Here is a 14338-nt window from a genome sequence, read left to right as displayed (position 1 = left end):
CCTCATGCTGAATTATGTTTGTAAACGCCTGCTGGGGCTTATTCCGACGCTGCTGATTGTGGCGGTCCTGGTGTTTTTGTTTGTCCATATGCTGCCGGGCGATCCGGCGCGTCTGGTCGCCGGGCCTGAGGCGGATGCCACCGTTATTGACCTGGTGCGTAAGCAGCTTGGCCTCGACCAGCCGCTGTATATGCAGTTCATCCATTACATTTGCAACGTTCTGCAGGGCGATTTTGGTATCTCAATGGTGTCGCGCCGTCCGGTGTCGGAGGAGATTGCCAGCCGCTTTATGCCGACGTTCTGGTTAACGATAGCCAGCATGAGCTGGGCGGTCGTGTTCGGGCTTGGCGCCGGGATTATCGCGGCCGTCTGGCGCAACCGCTGGCCGGACAAGCTCGGCATGGCGCTGGCGGTGACCGGCATCTCCTTCCCGGCGTTCGCGCTGGGGATGCTGCTGATGCAGATCTTCTCCGTCGAACTGGGCTGGCTGCCGACCGTCGGGGCTGATACCTGGAAGCACTACATCCTGCCTTCCATGACGCTGGGGGCTGCCGTTTCGGCGGTAATGGCCCGCTTTACCCGCGCCTCGTTCGTTGACGTGCTGAGCGAAGATTATATTCGCACCGCGCGGGCGAAAGGGGTCAGCGAGAAGTGGGTCATTCTCAAGCACGGATTCCGCAATGCGATGATCCCGGTAGTGACGATGATGGGGCTGCAGTTTGGCTTTCTGCTCGGCGGCTCGATCGTCGTGGAAAAGGTCTTCAACTGGCCGGGGCTGGGACGCCTGCTTGTTGATTCCGTCGAGATGCGCGACTACCCGGTGATTCAGGCGGAAGTCCTGCTTTTCTCGCTGGAGTTTATTCTTATCAACTTAGTGGTGGACGTGCTCTACGCCGCCATTAACCCGGCCATCAGGTACAAGTAAGATGCGATTGTTGAACTGGCGACGTCAGGCCGTTTTAAACGCGATGCCGGGGCTAAAACCGGACCACGTCCGCACCCCGTGGTCTGAATTCTGGCGGCGTTTTCGCCGTCAGCCGGTCGCGATGACCGCGGGGCTGTTTGTGCTGCTGCTGATTGCGGTGGCGGTGATTGCGCCGTGGGTGGCGCCGTTTGATGCGGAAAACTATTTTGACTACGACCGTCTGAACGACGGACCGTCGATGCTTCACTGGTTCGGCGTGGACTCACTCGGGCGCGATATCTTTAGCCGCGTGCTGGTCGGGGCGCAGATCTCGCTTGCCGCCGGGGTGTTCGCGGTGCTGATTGGCGCGGCCATCGGTACCGTGCTGGGTCTCGTTGCCGGGTATTACGAAGGCTGGTGGGACCGCATCATCATGCGCATCTGCGACGTGCTGTTTGCTTTTCCCGGCATTCTGCTGGCGATTGCCGTGGTGGCGATCATGGGCAGCGGCATGGCGAACGTCATCATTGCGGTCGCGGTCTTTTCGATTCCGGCGTTCGCGCGGCTGGTGCGCGGCAATACGCTGGTGCTGAAACAGCAGACGTTTATCGAATCCGCGCGCAGCATGGGGGCCAGCGATGCCACCATCCTGTTCAGCCATATTCTGCCGGGTACGGTGTCGTCCATCGTGGTCTATTTCACCATGCGCATCGGCGTGTCGATTATTTCGGCGGCCAGCCTGTCGTTTCTGGGGCTAGGGGCGCAGCCTCCGACGCCGGAGTGGGGCGCGATGCTGAACGAGGCGAGGGCGGATATGGTGATTGCGCCACACGTGGCGATCTTCCCGAGTCTGGCTATTTTCCTGACCGTGCTGGCGTTTAATCTGCTGGGGGACGGGCTGCGCGACGCGCTGGATCCGAGGATTAAGGGGTAGGTTTATTGCCCCTCACCCTAACCCTCTCCCCGGAGGGGAGAGGGGACTGCTCGGTGCGGTTTTCCCCCTCGCCCCTTTGGGGAGAGGGCCGGGGTGAGGGGAATGTAATTAAACCCGGCTACCCCACAGGTCATACTCGTCCGCGTTTTCAACCTTCACGCGAATAATATCACCCGGCTTAACGTTGGTTTCGCCGTTCAGGTACACCGCGCCGTCGATCTCAGGGGCGTCCGCCATGCTGCGGCCAATCGCGCCTTCTTCGTCCACTTCGTCAACGATGACCATGATCTCGCGGCCCACTTTTTCCTGCAGACGCTCGGCAGAGATCTGCTGCTGCAGCTGCATGAAGCGGTTCCAGCGCTCTTCTTTCACCTCTTCCGGCACCTGGTCCGCCAGCTCGTTGGCAGTAGCGCCTTCAACCGGGCTGTACTTGAAGCAGCCTACGCGGTCCAGACGGGCTTCTTTCAGGAAGTCGAGCAGCATCTGGAAGTCTTCTTCGGTTTCACCCGGGAAGCCGACGATGAAGGTGGAGCGCAGGGTCAGATCCGGGCAGATCTCGCGCCACTGCTTGATGCGCGCCAGCTGGCGATCAACGGATCCAGGACGCTTCATCAGCTTCAGGATACGCGGGCTGGCGTGCTGCAGCGGGATATCCAGGTACGGCAGAATTTTGCCTTCCGCCATCAGCGGGATCACCTCGTCAACGTGCGGATACGGATAGACGTAGTGCAGACGCGTCCAGATACCGAGCTTCGACAACTGTTCGCACAGGCCGACCATGCTGGTTTTCACCGGCTCGCCGTTGTGGAAACCGGAGCGGTGTTTAACGTCCACGCCGTAAGCCGAGGTGTCCTGGGAGATGACCAGCAGCTCCTTCACGCCCGCGTCGGCCAGACGTTTAGCTTCCGCCAGCACTTCACCAATCGGACGGCTCACCAGATCGCCGCGCATGGACGGGATGATGCAGAAGGTGCAGCGATGGTTGCAGCCTTCGGAAATTTTTAAGTAAGCGTAGTGGCGCGGCGTCAGCTTCACGCCCTGCTCTGGCACCAGGCTCAGGAACGGGTTGTGCTTTGGTTTTGGCACGTAGTGATGAACATGTTCCAGCACCTGCTCGTAGCTGTGCGGGCCGGTGATCTCCAGCACCTTCGGGTGCACTTCGCGGATCTGGTCTTCTTTCGCGCCCAGACAGCCGGTAACAATCACTTTGCCGTTTTCCGTCAGGGCCTCACCGATGGCTTCCAGTGATTCCTGAACCGCGCTGTCGATAAAGCCGCAGGTGTTCACGATCACCATATCGGCGTTGTCGTAGCTTGGCACCACGTCATAGCCCTCGGTGCGCAGTTCGGTCAGGATGCGTTCGGAATCCACGAGGTTTTTCGGGCAGCCCAGGGAGACGAAGCCGATTTTCGGCTGGTGCGTAACATTGCTCATAGGTTAAAAATTCATCAATTATGGAGTTATCAGGGCGGGATTTTACAGCGTATCGCGGGGGATTTATACACTCTTTGCAAGGCGGATGCGCCGGGCAGACGTTGTAACATTGTAAATAATGTTAATCAGTTAATAAAAATTGATCCCAGGCATTAAACTGTACAAAAAATGTACTTATCCTGATTATGCACAATGGCTGACAGAGGAGGAAAGAGCATGACCGTTGACAGACTAAAACGCGATCTGCTTAACAAGCTGATCAACGCCCGAATCGACCTGGCCGCGTACCTGCAGTTGAGGAAGGCAAAAGGGTATATGTCAGTCAGCGAAAGCGAACATCTGCGTGATAACCTGTTTGAACTTTGCAATTTCATGCGTGAAAAAGCACCGACCCTGAAGGCGAAATACGGCGAAAGTGAGCTGATCGCCCTGCGCCGCGCCGCTGAGGTACTTTCCATCGCTGGGGTATGTTTGATGAACGGACGCCACGACTGCCCGAATTTTATCGCTGTTAACGCGGAGAAGCTTGAAAACTGCCTGACCACGCTCTCTCTATGCATCATGTGCCTGAACGAGCACGAGAAGCTTGAACAGCACTGACCCAGGGGGAGGCAACTCCCCCTTCTGATTAAGCTTTTGTAAAAGTGGTAACGCGCCCGGATGCAGTGGCTAACCTTTATGCCATATGCCGATAAAGGAGCGCGTTATGCCTCGATCCTCGCTAATTTCCCTGCCTGCGCTGTTCATTCCGTTTTCGCTTCTTGCTGCCCCAGAGGCGGTCAAGGTCGAGGTGCTGCAAAACAAACTCGATCATCCCTGGTCTCTGGCGTTTCTGCCGGACAATAAAGGCCTGCTGGTGACCCTGAAGGGCGGTCAGCTCAAACGCTGGCAGGCCGGAAAAGGGCTGTCCGATCCGATTGTCGGCGTGCCGAAGGTCTGGGCAAACGGTCAGGGAGGATTGCTGGACGTGGTCCTCGCCCCGGATTTTGAAAAATCACGCCGCATCTGGCTGAGCTTCGCCGAAGCCGGGAGTGACGGCAAGGCCGGAACGGCGGTGGGCTATGGCCGACTGAGCGACGATCTGACGCGCATTGAAGCCTTCCAGGTGGTGTTCCGCCAGATGCCGAAACTCTCCACCGGGAACCATTTTGGTGGGCGACTGGTGTTCGACGGCAAAGGCTCGCTCTTTATCGGACTAGGCGAGAATAACCAGCGTCCGACGGCGCAGGATCTGGATAAATTGCAGGGTAAAGTGGTGCGCCTCACCGAAGACGGAAAAGTGCCGCCGGATAACCCGTTTGTGAATACCCCCGGCGCGCGACCCGAAATCTGGTCTTACGGCATTCGCAACCCGCAGGGGATGGCGATGAATCCCTGGAGCGACGCGCTGTGGCTGAACGAGCACGGTCCGCGCGGCGGGGATGAGATCAACATCCCGGAGAAAGGAAAGAACTACGGCTGGCCGCTGGCGACGCACGGCATTAACTATAGCGGTCTGAAAATTCCGGAAGCCAAAGGCGAGCACGTTGAGGGAACCGAAAAACCGCTGTTCGTCTGGAAAGTGTCGCCCGCCGTGAGCGGTATGGCGTTTTACAACAGCGACGTCTTCCCGCAGTGGAAAAACAAGCTGTTTATCGGCGCGCTGAAGGAAAAGGACGTTATCGTGCTGAGCGTGGACGGCAATAAGGTCACGGAGGATGGGCGAATTCTCGGCGACCGGGATAAACGTATTCGCGATGTGCGGGTGGGGCCGGACGGCTATTTATACGTTCTGACCGACGAGACGGACGGGCAGCTGTTAAAAGTCAGCCCGTCCGGTGCGTAATCAGGTGACCGGGATCATTACCACGTTGCGGTACGCCGGGCGATCGCTCAGCTGTTTTAGCCAGCGCTCAAGGTGAGGGCGCGGCGTCCACTTCAGGCCGAGGTTGGTCAGATTCCAGACGAACGGCGCCACGGCAATATCGCCCACGCCGAACGCCTCACCGGAGAACCAGGCGTGCTTCGCCAGTTCATCATCCATCATCGCAAACAGGTTTTCACACGCATCCTGAGCGGCATGAATGGCAGGGTAGTCGCGCTCGGCTTCAGGGGTTCTGACTAACCCCATCAGGATCACGCGGTGGGTTGGCGATAGCGTCTGGTTCGCCCAGTCCATCCACTTTTCACCCTGGGCGCGACGGGCCGGGCTTTCCACCCACAGGCGGCCCTGACCGTACTGAGCGGCGAGGTAACGGACAATGGTGTTGGATTCCCAAAGCGTCGCGTCGGTTTCATCATCGCGCAGCAGCGGCACCAGGCCGTTCGGGTTCATGGCCAGATAGTCGGCCTCTTTGTTCACGCCGAACGACATGCCGGCCATGATTTGATTGAACGGTAAATCCAGCTCTTCGAGCGTCCAGAGCACTTTCTTAACGTTGGTCGAGTTGTTCCTGCCCCATAGCGTAATCATATTTACTCCTGATGAGATGTGAATCCGGGTCAGCTTTCGCCATGGTGAGATAAACCTAACAATTACGCAACAGAAGACAAAAAAATCGTCTGAATCAAAGCGTATCTGAATGTTATTGCATAAACTTTAATAACTTTACCCTCGTTGGGTTTCTTTAACCGTTTTAGTGCGCTATTACTCATCGCTTCTTGCGACACGGTGATGTGACGTAATTTTTGAATGGACACTCGGGTGGCATTTATGACGCGTAAAATGACTTCTCTGCGCAGCCTTGCGACAGGCTCTGCGCTCCTTTTCCTGTTTGCACCAACGCTCTACGCAGCTGAACAGGCTGCGCCCGAAGCGCCGCCTGTGGATGCGCGCGCCTGGATCCTGATGGACTACTCCAGCGGTAAAGTGCTGGCGGAAGGCAACGCGGATGAGAAACTCGATCCGGCAAGCCTGACCAAAATCATGACCAGCTATGTGGTCGGCCAGGCGTTGAAAGCGGGCAAGATCAAGCTGGACGATATGGTCACCATCGGGAAAGATGCCTGGGCGACCGGCAACCCGGCGCTGCGGGGCTCTTCGGTGATGTTCCTGAAGCCTGGGGATCAGGTCTCTGTTTCCGATCTGAACAAAGGGGTAATTATTCAGTCGGGAAATGATGCGTGCATCGCGCTGGCCGATTACGTTGCCGGCAGCCAGGATTCTTTCATTGGCTTGATGAATGGCTACGCGCAGAAACTGGGCTTAACCAACACCACGTTCAAAACGGTTCACGGTCTGGATTCGCCGGGACAGTTCAGTACCGCACGCGACATGGCGCTGCTGGGGAAAGCGCTGATCCACGACGTGCCGGATGAATACGCCATCCATAAAGAGAAAGAGTTTACCTTCAATAAAATCCGCCAGCCGAACCGCAACCGCCTGCTGTGGAGCAGTAATGTTAACGTGGACGGAATGAAGACCGGCACCACGGCGGGCGCGGGCTATAACCTGGTGGCCTCCGCGACCCAGGGCGACATGCGCCTGATTTCGGTGGTGCTGGGCACCAAAACCGACCGTATTCGCTTTAATGAGTCAGAAAAACTGCTGACCTGGGGCTTCCGCTTCTATGAAACCGTGACGCCGATTAAACCGGATGCCACGTTCGTCAGCCAGCGCGTCTGGTTTGGCGACAAGAGTGAAGTTAATCTCGGGGCGGGTGAAGGCGGCTCGGTGACCATTCCGCGCGGTCAGCTGAAAAACCTGAAGGCCAGCTATACCCTGACCGACCCGCAGCTTACGGCTCCGCTGAAAAAAGGCCAGGTGGTCGGGACGATTGATTTCCAGCTAAACGGTAAGTCGATTGAACAGCGTCCGCTGATTGTAATGGAAGCGGTGGAAGAGGGAGGCTTCTTCAGCCGGATGTGGGATTTCGTGATGATGAAATTCCACGGGTGGTTTGGCAGCTGGTTTAGCTAAACCTGATGGATTTTCTCCCTCTCCCTGTGGGAGAGGGGCGGGGTGTGGGCATCAGACCGCACCCCCTTAATACATTAACTTCACCTGCTGCGCCTTCGCGTGGGCCACGATCTCGTCGTCCGGGCGGCAGTCGCTGACGATGGCGTCAAACTGCGCCAGCTCACCCATTCTTGCCGAACGCACCTTGCCAAACTTGCTGTGATCGACCACCAGCACATGATACTGGGCCGCGCTTAACGCCCAGTGTTTCACCGGCAGCTCTTCCAGGTTAAAGCAGGTCGCACCCTGACGCACGTTGACGCCTGCGGCGGAATAAAACGCGATATCCGGGCAGAGATTGCTGAGCGTGTCCTGCAGGTTGAGCGGCTTAAAGATGGCGTTGCTGGCGTGAAACTCGCCGCCGCAGAGGATCACCCGGCACTCGGGTTTCTCCTGAAGCGCCAGAAAGGTGTTCAGGGAGTAGCACACGGCGGTAAAAGGGATGCTGCTGTCGATGGCTTCGATAATCCACGGCGTGGTGGTTCCGCAGTCAAAAAACAGCGTCTGGTGCGGCTGTACCAGTGAGGCCGCAAGCCGGGCGGCTTTGCGCTTCTCTTCCACCAGGCGCGTCTTCTGGTCGCTGATCAGATAATGGCTGGCGCTACGCGGCTCAAGCACAATATACCCGCCGAGCAGCACGACGGGCGCGCTTTCGCTGTTCAGATCCCGACGAATGGTCATCTCTGAGACGCCGAGGAGGTTGGCGGCTTCCTTAAGATGCAGCTTATCGCTGCGCTTCAGCGCCTGTAGCAGCTGAGCAATGCGGTCATCGCGACGTGTTTCCATAGTTCCTCGGGATAAAAAAGTGAACCCCCGCAGGGCGGGGGCTCAAGTGTAACCTGTCAGGTTGGGGTTAGTCACGTATCCAGCCTTTGCGGATCGGGATAGCGAAAATGGCGCGATAAAGCGAAGACAGCGTGCGGTAAAGCGCTTCGCCAAAGAGGCTCCACAGGATAGCCGCGCTCACGCAGCCAATCAGCCCCACCAGGAAACCGCCCACCATATCCAGCGGCCAGTGAACGCCCAGGTAAACGCGAGACCAGGCGATTGCCAGGGCCGCCACCATCAGGACAGCGCCGGACCACAGGCGATGCCAGAACAGGAAAGCCAGCGCGAAGGTAAAGATCACCGTTCCGTGATCGCTCGGGAACGAGTCATCCGGCGCGTGGTGCAGGAAGGTATAGCCGACATGATCGACAAAAGGACGATCGTGCGGGAAGGCGTGACCCAGAATGTAGCTCAGCAGTACGCTTACCCCGAGCGCCATCGCGACTTTAATCACCAGCTGGCGCTGCGCCTTCACCTGGCTGCGGGGACCCCACAGCCAGAGAATCGCAGCCAGTGCAGGCACGATACTGATCAGATCTTTTGCCAGAAAGGTGGCAAAATCGATCGTCCACTCAGGCGAGGCTGGCGTGGCGTTGATCAGATAAAACAGCTGATAATTCAGATTCTCTAACATAGCGTTATCACTCTTTAGCAAACCGGATGGAAATAAGTCCGTAGACCACCACCTGGGAAAACCAGACCCACCACCCGGCCCACAGGTTGTGAGAGAAAAAATGCGCCCCGCGCATGACCTGGCCGTAGCCCATCGCCAGACCTAACACCACGCCCAGCGCGACGAAGCACCAGGCGAGACGCGGACGCTCGCGCCAGAAGGCAAAAAACAGCCCCATCACCATAAAGCCGCTGGATGCATGACCGCCGGGAAAACAGCGCCCCGGACCGCTGTCAGCAGGGACGGCGCTGAACAGGGGATAAGACATAGCCTTACCGCCATATTCCACCAGATCCCACGGGCAGCTGTGATGGCTCACGCTTTTCAGCACGCCTACCACCAGCGCGCCAACGCCCATCAGTAGCGCCGCCGTCACCAGCCTTGCGTTGCGCTTGTAGGCGCCGTAAAACAGCGCTACGGCACCTGAGCCGATGGCGATGTACTTCGCCAGGCGGTGGTTCAGCAGATCCAGCAGGTGGTCCTTCTGCAGCGGAAAGCTCTGCGTTGCCGCGTCATACCAAAAGCCGGTGATCCATCTGTCGAGCGCTTCACTGCGCGATAGCCACGTAAAGACCACGGCAAGGGCAATCAGTACGAAAAGCTGATAACCATAAAAGCGGGTCGGCAAGCGGTAAAGTCGTTTTGTCTTATTTGTCTGTAAGTTAGACAATTCTGAACGGCTGGAGGTGAGTGCCATAATTTGGGATCGTTGACGAGTAATCGCACTATCATAAAAGTGTCAACTTAAGGAAACCTTAAACGAAGACGATATGTGCTTTATTTCTGTTTATCCTCGATAAATCACTATCTCGGGCTGCGGCATTTCATTAAACTCGTCGCGATTTTGTCATTATAAAGAGATTGCATGTTAAACCGTTCTTCTTCTGGTTCACGTCTGGGTCGTCAGGCGTTGCTTTTCCCTCTGTGTCTGGTGCTCTACGAATTCTCTACCTATATCGGCAACGATATGATCCAGCCCGGTATGCTGGCCGTTGTGGCGCAGTACAACGCGGGTATTGAGTGGGTGCCGACCTCCATGACCGCCTATCTGGCCGGCGGCATGTTTTTACAGTGGCTGTTAGGCCCGCTGTCGGATCGTATTGGCCGTCGTCCGGTGATGCTGACGGGCGTGGTGTGGTTTATCGTCACCTGTCTCGCCACGCTGCTGGCGCAAAACATTGAACAATTTACCCTGCTGCGCTTCCTGCAGGGGGTGAGCCTGTGCTTTATCGGCGCCGTGGGGTATGCCGCCATTCAGGAGTCGTTTGAAGAGGCGGTGTGTATCAAAATTACCGCGCTGATGGCGAACGTGGCGCTGATCGCCCCCTTACTCGGGCCGCTGGTGGGTGCCGCGTGGGTGCACGTTGCGCCGTGGGAAGGGATGTTTGTGCTCTTTGCGCTTCTCGCCGCCTTCGCGTTCTTTGGCCTGCACCGGGCGATGCCGGAAACGGCCACCCGCATCGGCGAGAAACTCTCGCTGAAAGAGCTGGGTCGGGATTATAAAGAAGTGCTGAAGAACGGCCGCTTTGTGGCGGGCGCGCTGGCGACCGGGTTCGTTAGCCTGCCGCTGCTGGCGTGGATCGCGCAGTCGCCGGTCATTATCATCAGCGGTGAAAAGCTCAGCAGCTACGAGTATGGCCTGCTGCAGGTGCCGATCTTTGGCGCGCTGATTATCGGGAACCTGGTGCTGGCACGCCTGACGTCACGCCGCACCGTGCGTTCACTGATTATCATGGGCGGCTGGCCGATTGCGGCAGGGCTGATTCTGGCTGCAGTGGCGACCGTCGCGTCATCCCACGCCTACCTGTGGATGACGGCGGGGCTCAGCCTCTATGCCTTCGGAATTGGCGTGGCCAACGCCGGGCTGGTACGCCTGACGCTGTTTGCCAGCGAGATGAGTAAAGGCACGGTGTCAGCGGCGATGGGAATGCTGCAGATGCTGATTTTTACCGTCGGTATTGAAGTGAGCAAGCATGCCTACGCGATGGGCGGCAACGGGCTGTTCAGCCTGTTTAACCTCGCCAACGGCGCGCTGTGGGTTGGCCTGATGGTGGTGTTCCTGAAAGATAAACTCGTCGGGAACGCCCTGCAACCATAATCTTTTTTCCCTCTCCCCTTTGGGGAGAGGGCCAGGGTGAGGGGCGAGGGCACCAGACCGCACGCTGTCAATTAAACGGTGCCTCCCCGTTCAACACCTTCTCAATCACGTTTAAAACGCCTTCATCGTTATTGTGCGGCGCTTCAAAACGCGCGGCCGCTTTAATATGCGGTCTGGCATTCGCCATCGCAAAGCTGAACCCGGACTGGCGCAGCATCTCCACGTCGTTGCCGCTGTCGCCGAAGGCCACCACTTCGCTATCGTCAATGCCCCAGCGCTTTTGCAGGATCCGCAGACCGTTAGCTTTGTGCACGCCGGGGATAATCAGATCGATACTGCCGTGACCGGTGGTGACGGGCACCATGATGTCGCTCAGCTTTTCATGCAGCAGCGCCTGAATTCGCGGAATTTCATCATCAGACACGTTAAGCCCGAACTTAAAGAAAATATCGTTCAGGTTATCGAAATCGCTGACCATTTCGAGGCGGTGGTAATACTTCGCCGCGATATCCTTAAAGCCCTCGTCATAGCATTTCAGCGTGTACGCGCTGCTTTTCCCGCAGGCGATAATCTCAATGCCCGGAACCTCGTTTAACACGTTCGCGACGGTCTCGAAATGGGCTTTCGGCAGTTCGCCGTTAAAGACGTCTTCACCTTCGCTCACGACCCAGCCGCCGTTTTCGGCGACGAACGCGATTTCATGCGCTATCTCCGGGAAAAAGGAGATCAGCTGGTAATACTGGTTGCCGCTGGCGACCACGAAGCGAATGCCTTGCGCCTTCATGCGGGCGTACTGCGCCAGAAAGCGCGGCCGATTATAGGTCTTGGCATCGCTCAGAAAAGTACCATCCATGTCGACGGCGATCAGTTTAACGCTCATATCCCTTCTCCAGTGTCGTTTGATTCGTTTCCGGCTTTGCCACCGCGCGCGCCACCAGCGCCGCGATGATGACCAACCCTAACACCACCAGCATGGCGCTGCGCAGCCCGTAGTGCTCGCCGAGGAAGCCGAGCAGCGGCGGCCCGACCAGGAAGGCGAGATAACCGGTAGTTGCCACCACGCTGACGCGCGTCGGGGCATCCGGGCCGGTGTCGCTGGCGGCGGAAATGGTCAGCGGGAAGCCAAGTGATGCCCCCAGTCCCCAGAGGATCACGGAAACGCCCGCAATCCAGTCCACGTCCACAAAGATGATCATCGCGATACCCAGGCCGCCCAGCAGGGCGCTGGCGCGCACCACCGCCACGCGGCTGTAGCGGTCGATAAACCAGCCGCCGGTGAAGCGCCCGACGGTCATCCCCAGCGTAAACCCGGCGTAAATCAGCGAGCCGGAGGTCGGGCTAAAGCCGTGACCGTCCACCATCAGCAGCGGCAGCCAGTCGTTGGCGGAACCTTCCGCGAACGCCATCGCCAGCACCACCACGCCGATCAGCATCAGCTGGAAGTCGCGGTAGAAGGGCAGTCCTTTTTCGGCCGAGTGATGTTCGTCAGCGGAGTTTTTACCGGTGCCGTCCGGGATGGCCCGGATACCGGTCAGGATCGGAATGATGCACACCAGCGCCGCCAGCAGGATATGCAGATTCGCGCTTACGCCGGTGGCCGTCAGCGCCATCCCCACGCCCGCACCGGCCAGCGTGCCGAGGCTGTAAAAACCGTGCATCATCGGCAGCACGGTTTTATTCATCTCACGTTCGACCGCCGCCCCTTCCACGTTGATGGCAACTTCCGCCGAACCGAAGCTGCCGCCAAATACCGTCAGGCCCAGGGCGAACAGCACCGGCGAGGCACACCACAGCGCCACGCTTAATATGCCCATCCCGAACACGGCAAAGCACATGGTGGTGCGGATCACCGCTCGCGTACCAAAGCGCTTTACCAGCCACGCGGAGCAGAGGATGCCGCTCATGGAGCCTATCGACAGGCCGAACAGCACGATGCCCATCTCGGCGGTAGAAACGGACAAAATATCGCGAATGGCGGGGGTGCGCGTGGCCCAGGAGGCCATCAGCAGGCCGGGAATAAAGAAGAACATAAACAGCGCCCACAGGCGTCGCTGTAGGGCTTTACGGGGAGAGGTCTGCGTCATTGGGGTAGCACCAGAAGTACAACAATAGCGACAACACTAGCAAGTTTGTGTACATTTGTACACAAACCACGTGAGGAATTTATGAGCAGACCACCGAACGATCCGAATCGCCGGGAGAAGATCCTGCAGGCAACGCTCGATACCATTGCCGAGCACGGCATTCACGCCGTCACGCACCGTAAAATCGCCACCTGCGCGGGCGTGCCGCTGGGGTCGATGACCTACTATTTCGACGGCATGGAGCCGCTGCTGGAGGAGGCCTTCACGTGGTTTACCCGGCAGATGTCGCAGCAGTACCGGGATTTCTTTGCGGGCGTCACCGGGCCGGAAATGGCGTGTGAATCCATCACCACGCTGATCCACAGCTCGCAGGTGACCACGCCGCACAACATGGCGCTGATGTATCAGCTCTACGCCTTTATGCACCGCAGCGCGGCGCTCAAAACGGTGATGCAGGACTGGATGAAAATGAGCCAGACCACGCTGGAGCAGTGGTTCGACCCGGTTACCACCCGCGCCCTGGACGCGTTTATCGAAGGGATGACGCTGCACTATGTCACCGACCGGGCGCCGTTAACCCGGGAGGAGGTCCGGGCGATGGTGGGGAGAATTGCGGGCGAGGGCGGCCGCTAGGTTGCGCCCGCGGTCATATTGACGGTGGTTCCCGTCATAGCGCCTGCCGCATCTGAGGCCAGAAACGTAATCGTGTCTGCCACCTGTGCCAGCGTCGGCAGGCGACGCGTCAGGGTGCTTTGCGCGGCACCGCTGAGAAACTGCTCAACCGTAATCCCCATCGCCTGCGCCCTGGCGGCGAAAATGGCTCCCACATACGAACCCGCCTGCACAGCGTCTGCTATCGCGTGCGAACGCACGCACAGTACGCGAATATTGTGTGTCCCCAGCTCCGCCGCCAGCGCCCGGGTCAAGGCTTCCGTTCCCGCGCAGCCGACGATATGCCCGAGGTGGCCCGCGATCGTCATGTTCGCGGCAGGCGCGACGACGGTAATAATGACTCCACCATGCTCGCCGCCCATGCGGGGCGACACGGCTTTCGCAATGTTAAAGTAGGCGGCCAGGAAGGGATCAAAACCCTGCCTGAACTCATCGAGCGTTAACGCCTCAAGGCGTTTGCCCTGATCGTGCATAAAGCCCGTGGCGTTGACGACGATATCAATGCGGGCAAGGTCGGGGAGCAGCGAGGACTCCTCGAGCGCATCGAAAACAAACGTGCTGGCAGACCCTCCGGCGGCGCGAATACGGCTGGCGACCTGCTCCAGCCTGGCGTGGTCGCGTGCGGCGAGGTACACATCCGCCCCTTCACGCGCCAGAGCGTGCGCCACTGAACTGCCGATGGCGCCGCTTCCGCCGAAGATAACGGCGGTTTTGTTCTTAAAGCCCATAGCTGCATACCCTCACCAGGATTAACCCTCAGAAGTATGTGCCGGG

The 14338-nt window shown here is 58.4% G+C and carries 15 protein-coding genes; 7 read left to right on the top strand and 8 right to left on the bottom strand.

The genetic code is table 11. The annotated features are described in order from the left end of the window. Positions 1 to 4: 4 nt before the first annotated feature. Both gsiC and gsiD read left to right on the top strand, forming a co-directional pair. On the top strand, positions 5 to 925 hold the full coding sequence (gene gsiC / locus FOY96_RS14800) for a glutathione ABC transporter permease GsiC (protein WP_023310911.1): 921 nt from the start codon (positions 5 to 7) through the stop codon (positions 923 to 925). A 1-nt stretch (position 926) separates the two neighbouring features. Beyond that, positions 927 to 1838 carry a glutathione ABC transporter permease GsiD gene (gene gsiD / locus FOY96_RS14795; protein ID WP_024908682.1) on the top strand — a complete coding sequence of 304 codons (912 nt, stop codon included), beginning with the start codon at positions 927 to 929 and terminating at the stop codon, positions 1836 to 1838. 108 nt (positions 1839 to 1946) lie between these two features. Here the strand turns inward: gsiD and rimO are convergent, their stop codons facing one another. Then, positions 1947 to 3272 (bottom strand): 30S ribosomal protein S12 methylthiotransferase RimO, encoded by a 1326-nt coding sequence (rimO, locus tag FOY96_RS14790; RefSeq protein WP_143347329.1) that lies wholly within the window; start codon positions 3270 to 3272, stop codon positions 1947 to 1949. A gap of 216 nt (positions 3273 to 3488) precedes the next feature. Between rimO and bssR the strand changes: the two genes are divergently transcribed. Further along, on the top strand, positions 3489 to 3872 hold the full coding sequence (bssR, locus tag FOY96_RS14785; RefSeq protein WP_023310914.1) for a biofilm formation regulator BssR: 384 nt from the start codon (positions 3489 to 3491) through the stop codon (positions 3870 to 3872). Between the two features lie 106 nt (positions 3873 to 3978). Then, positions 3979 to 5097, top strand: a complete 1119-nt coding sequence (locus FOY96_RS14780) for a PQQ-dependent sugar dehydrogenase (protein WP_039261463.1) — start codon at positions 3979 to 3981, stop codon at positions 5095 to 5097. Here the strand turns inward: FOY96_RS14780 and FOY96_RS14775 are convergent, their stop codons facing one another. Continuing rightward, the gene (locus tag FOY96_RS14775) at positions 5098 to 5724 is read right to left on the bottom strand and encodes a glutathione S-transferase family protein (protein WP_039261465.1); all 627 of its coding nucleotides are present in this window, start codon (positions 5722 to 5724) and stop codon (positions 5098 to 5100) included. A 240-nt stretch (positions 5725 to 5964) separates the two neighbouring features. Between FOY96_RS14775 and dacC the strand changes: the two genes are divergently transcribed. Next, complete coding sequence (gene dacC, locus FOY96_RS14770; RefSeq protein ID WP_032661393.1) at positions 5965 to 7170, top strand: serine-type D-Ala-D-Ala carboxypeptidase; 1206 nt, start codon at positions 5965 to 5967, stop codon at positions 7168 to 7170. 66 nt (positions 7171 to 7236) lie between these two features. Here the strand turns inward: dacC and deoR are convergent, their stop codons facing one another. From deoR to FOY96_RS14755, 3 genes are all read right to left on the bottom strand, one after another. Next, entirely contained in the window at positions 7237 to 7995 is a 759-nt protein-coding gene (deoR, locus tag FOY96_RS14765) for a DNA-binding transcriptional repressor DeoR (RefSeq protein ID WP_008503427.1), read from the bottom strand. A 67-nt stretch (positions 7996 to 8062) separates the two neighbouring features. Then, complete coding sequence (gene ybjG / locus FOY96_RS14760; RefSeq protein ID WP_029739928.1) at positions 8063 to 8671, bottom strand: undecaprenyl-diphosphate phosphatase; 609 nt, start codon at positions 8669 to 8671, stop codon at positions 8063 to 8065. Between the two features lie 7 nt (positions 8672 to 8678). Continuing rightward, a complete protein-coding gene (locus tag FOY96_RS14755) occupies positions 8679 to 9407 on the bottom strand; it encodes a phosphatase PAP2 family protein (protein ID WP_143347328.1) in 729 nt (242 codons plus the stop codon). Between the two features lie 168 nt (positions 9408 to 9575). Between FOY96_RS14755 and FOY96_RS14750 the strand changes: the two genes are divergently transcribed. Then, complete coding sequence (locus FOY96_RS14750; protein WP_143347327.1) at positions 9576 to 10808, top strand: MFS transporter; 1233 nt, start codon at positions 9576 to 9578, stop codon at positions 10806 to 10808. 67 nt (positions 10809 to 10875) lie between these two features. Here FOY96_RS14750 and FOY96_RS14745 read toward each other — a convergent pair whose 3' ends face one another. Further along, positions 10876 to 11688 (bottom strand): Cof-type HAD-IIB family hydrolase, encoded by an 813-nt coding sequence (locus tag FOY96_RS14745; protein WP_048976811.1) that lies wholly within the window; start codon positions 11686 to 11688, stop codon positions 10876 to 10878. After that, positions 11678 to 12892, bottom strand: coding sequence for an MFS transporter (locus tag FOY96_RS14740; RefSeq protein ID WP_143347326.1), 1215 nt, complete (start codon positions 12890 to 12892; stop codon positions 11678 to 11680). Before FOY96_RS14740 ends, FOY96_RS14745 begins: the two co-directional genes overlap by 11 nt. Before the next feature lie 81 nt (positions 12893 to 12973). Between FOY96_RS14740 and FOY96_RS14735 the strand changes: the two genes are divergently transcribed. Further along, positions 12974 to 13525 carry a TetR/AcrR family transcriptional regulator gene (locus FOY96_RS14735; protein WP_143347325.1) on the top strand — a complete coding sequence of 184 codons (552 nt, stop codon included), beginning with the start codon at positions 12974 to 12976 and terminating at the stop codon, positions 13523 to 13525. On the opposite strand, the gene FOY96_RS14730 is transcribed toward FOY96_RS14735, so the two are convergent. Next, complete coding sequence (locus FOY96_RS14730) at positions 13522 to 14292, bottom strand: SDR family NAD(P)-dependent oxidoreductase (RefSeq protein ID WP_143347324.1); 771 nt, start codon at positions 14290 to 14292, stop codon at positions 13522 to 13524. The genes FOY96_RS14735 and FOY96_RS14730 overlap by 4 nt on opposite strands. Positions 14293 to 14338: the final 46 nt, after the last annotated feature.

Origin of the sequence: Enterobacter asburiae, assembly GCF_007035645.1 — a bacterium.
Lineage (GTDB): Bacteria > Pseudomonadota > Gammaproteobacteria > Enterobacterales > Enterobacteriaceae > Enterobacter > Enterobacter asburiae_B.
Note: the sequence above shows the minus strand (reverse complement) of the source record. Positions and strands in the feature narration are given on the sequence as shown.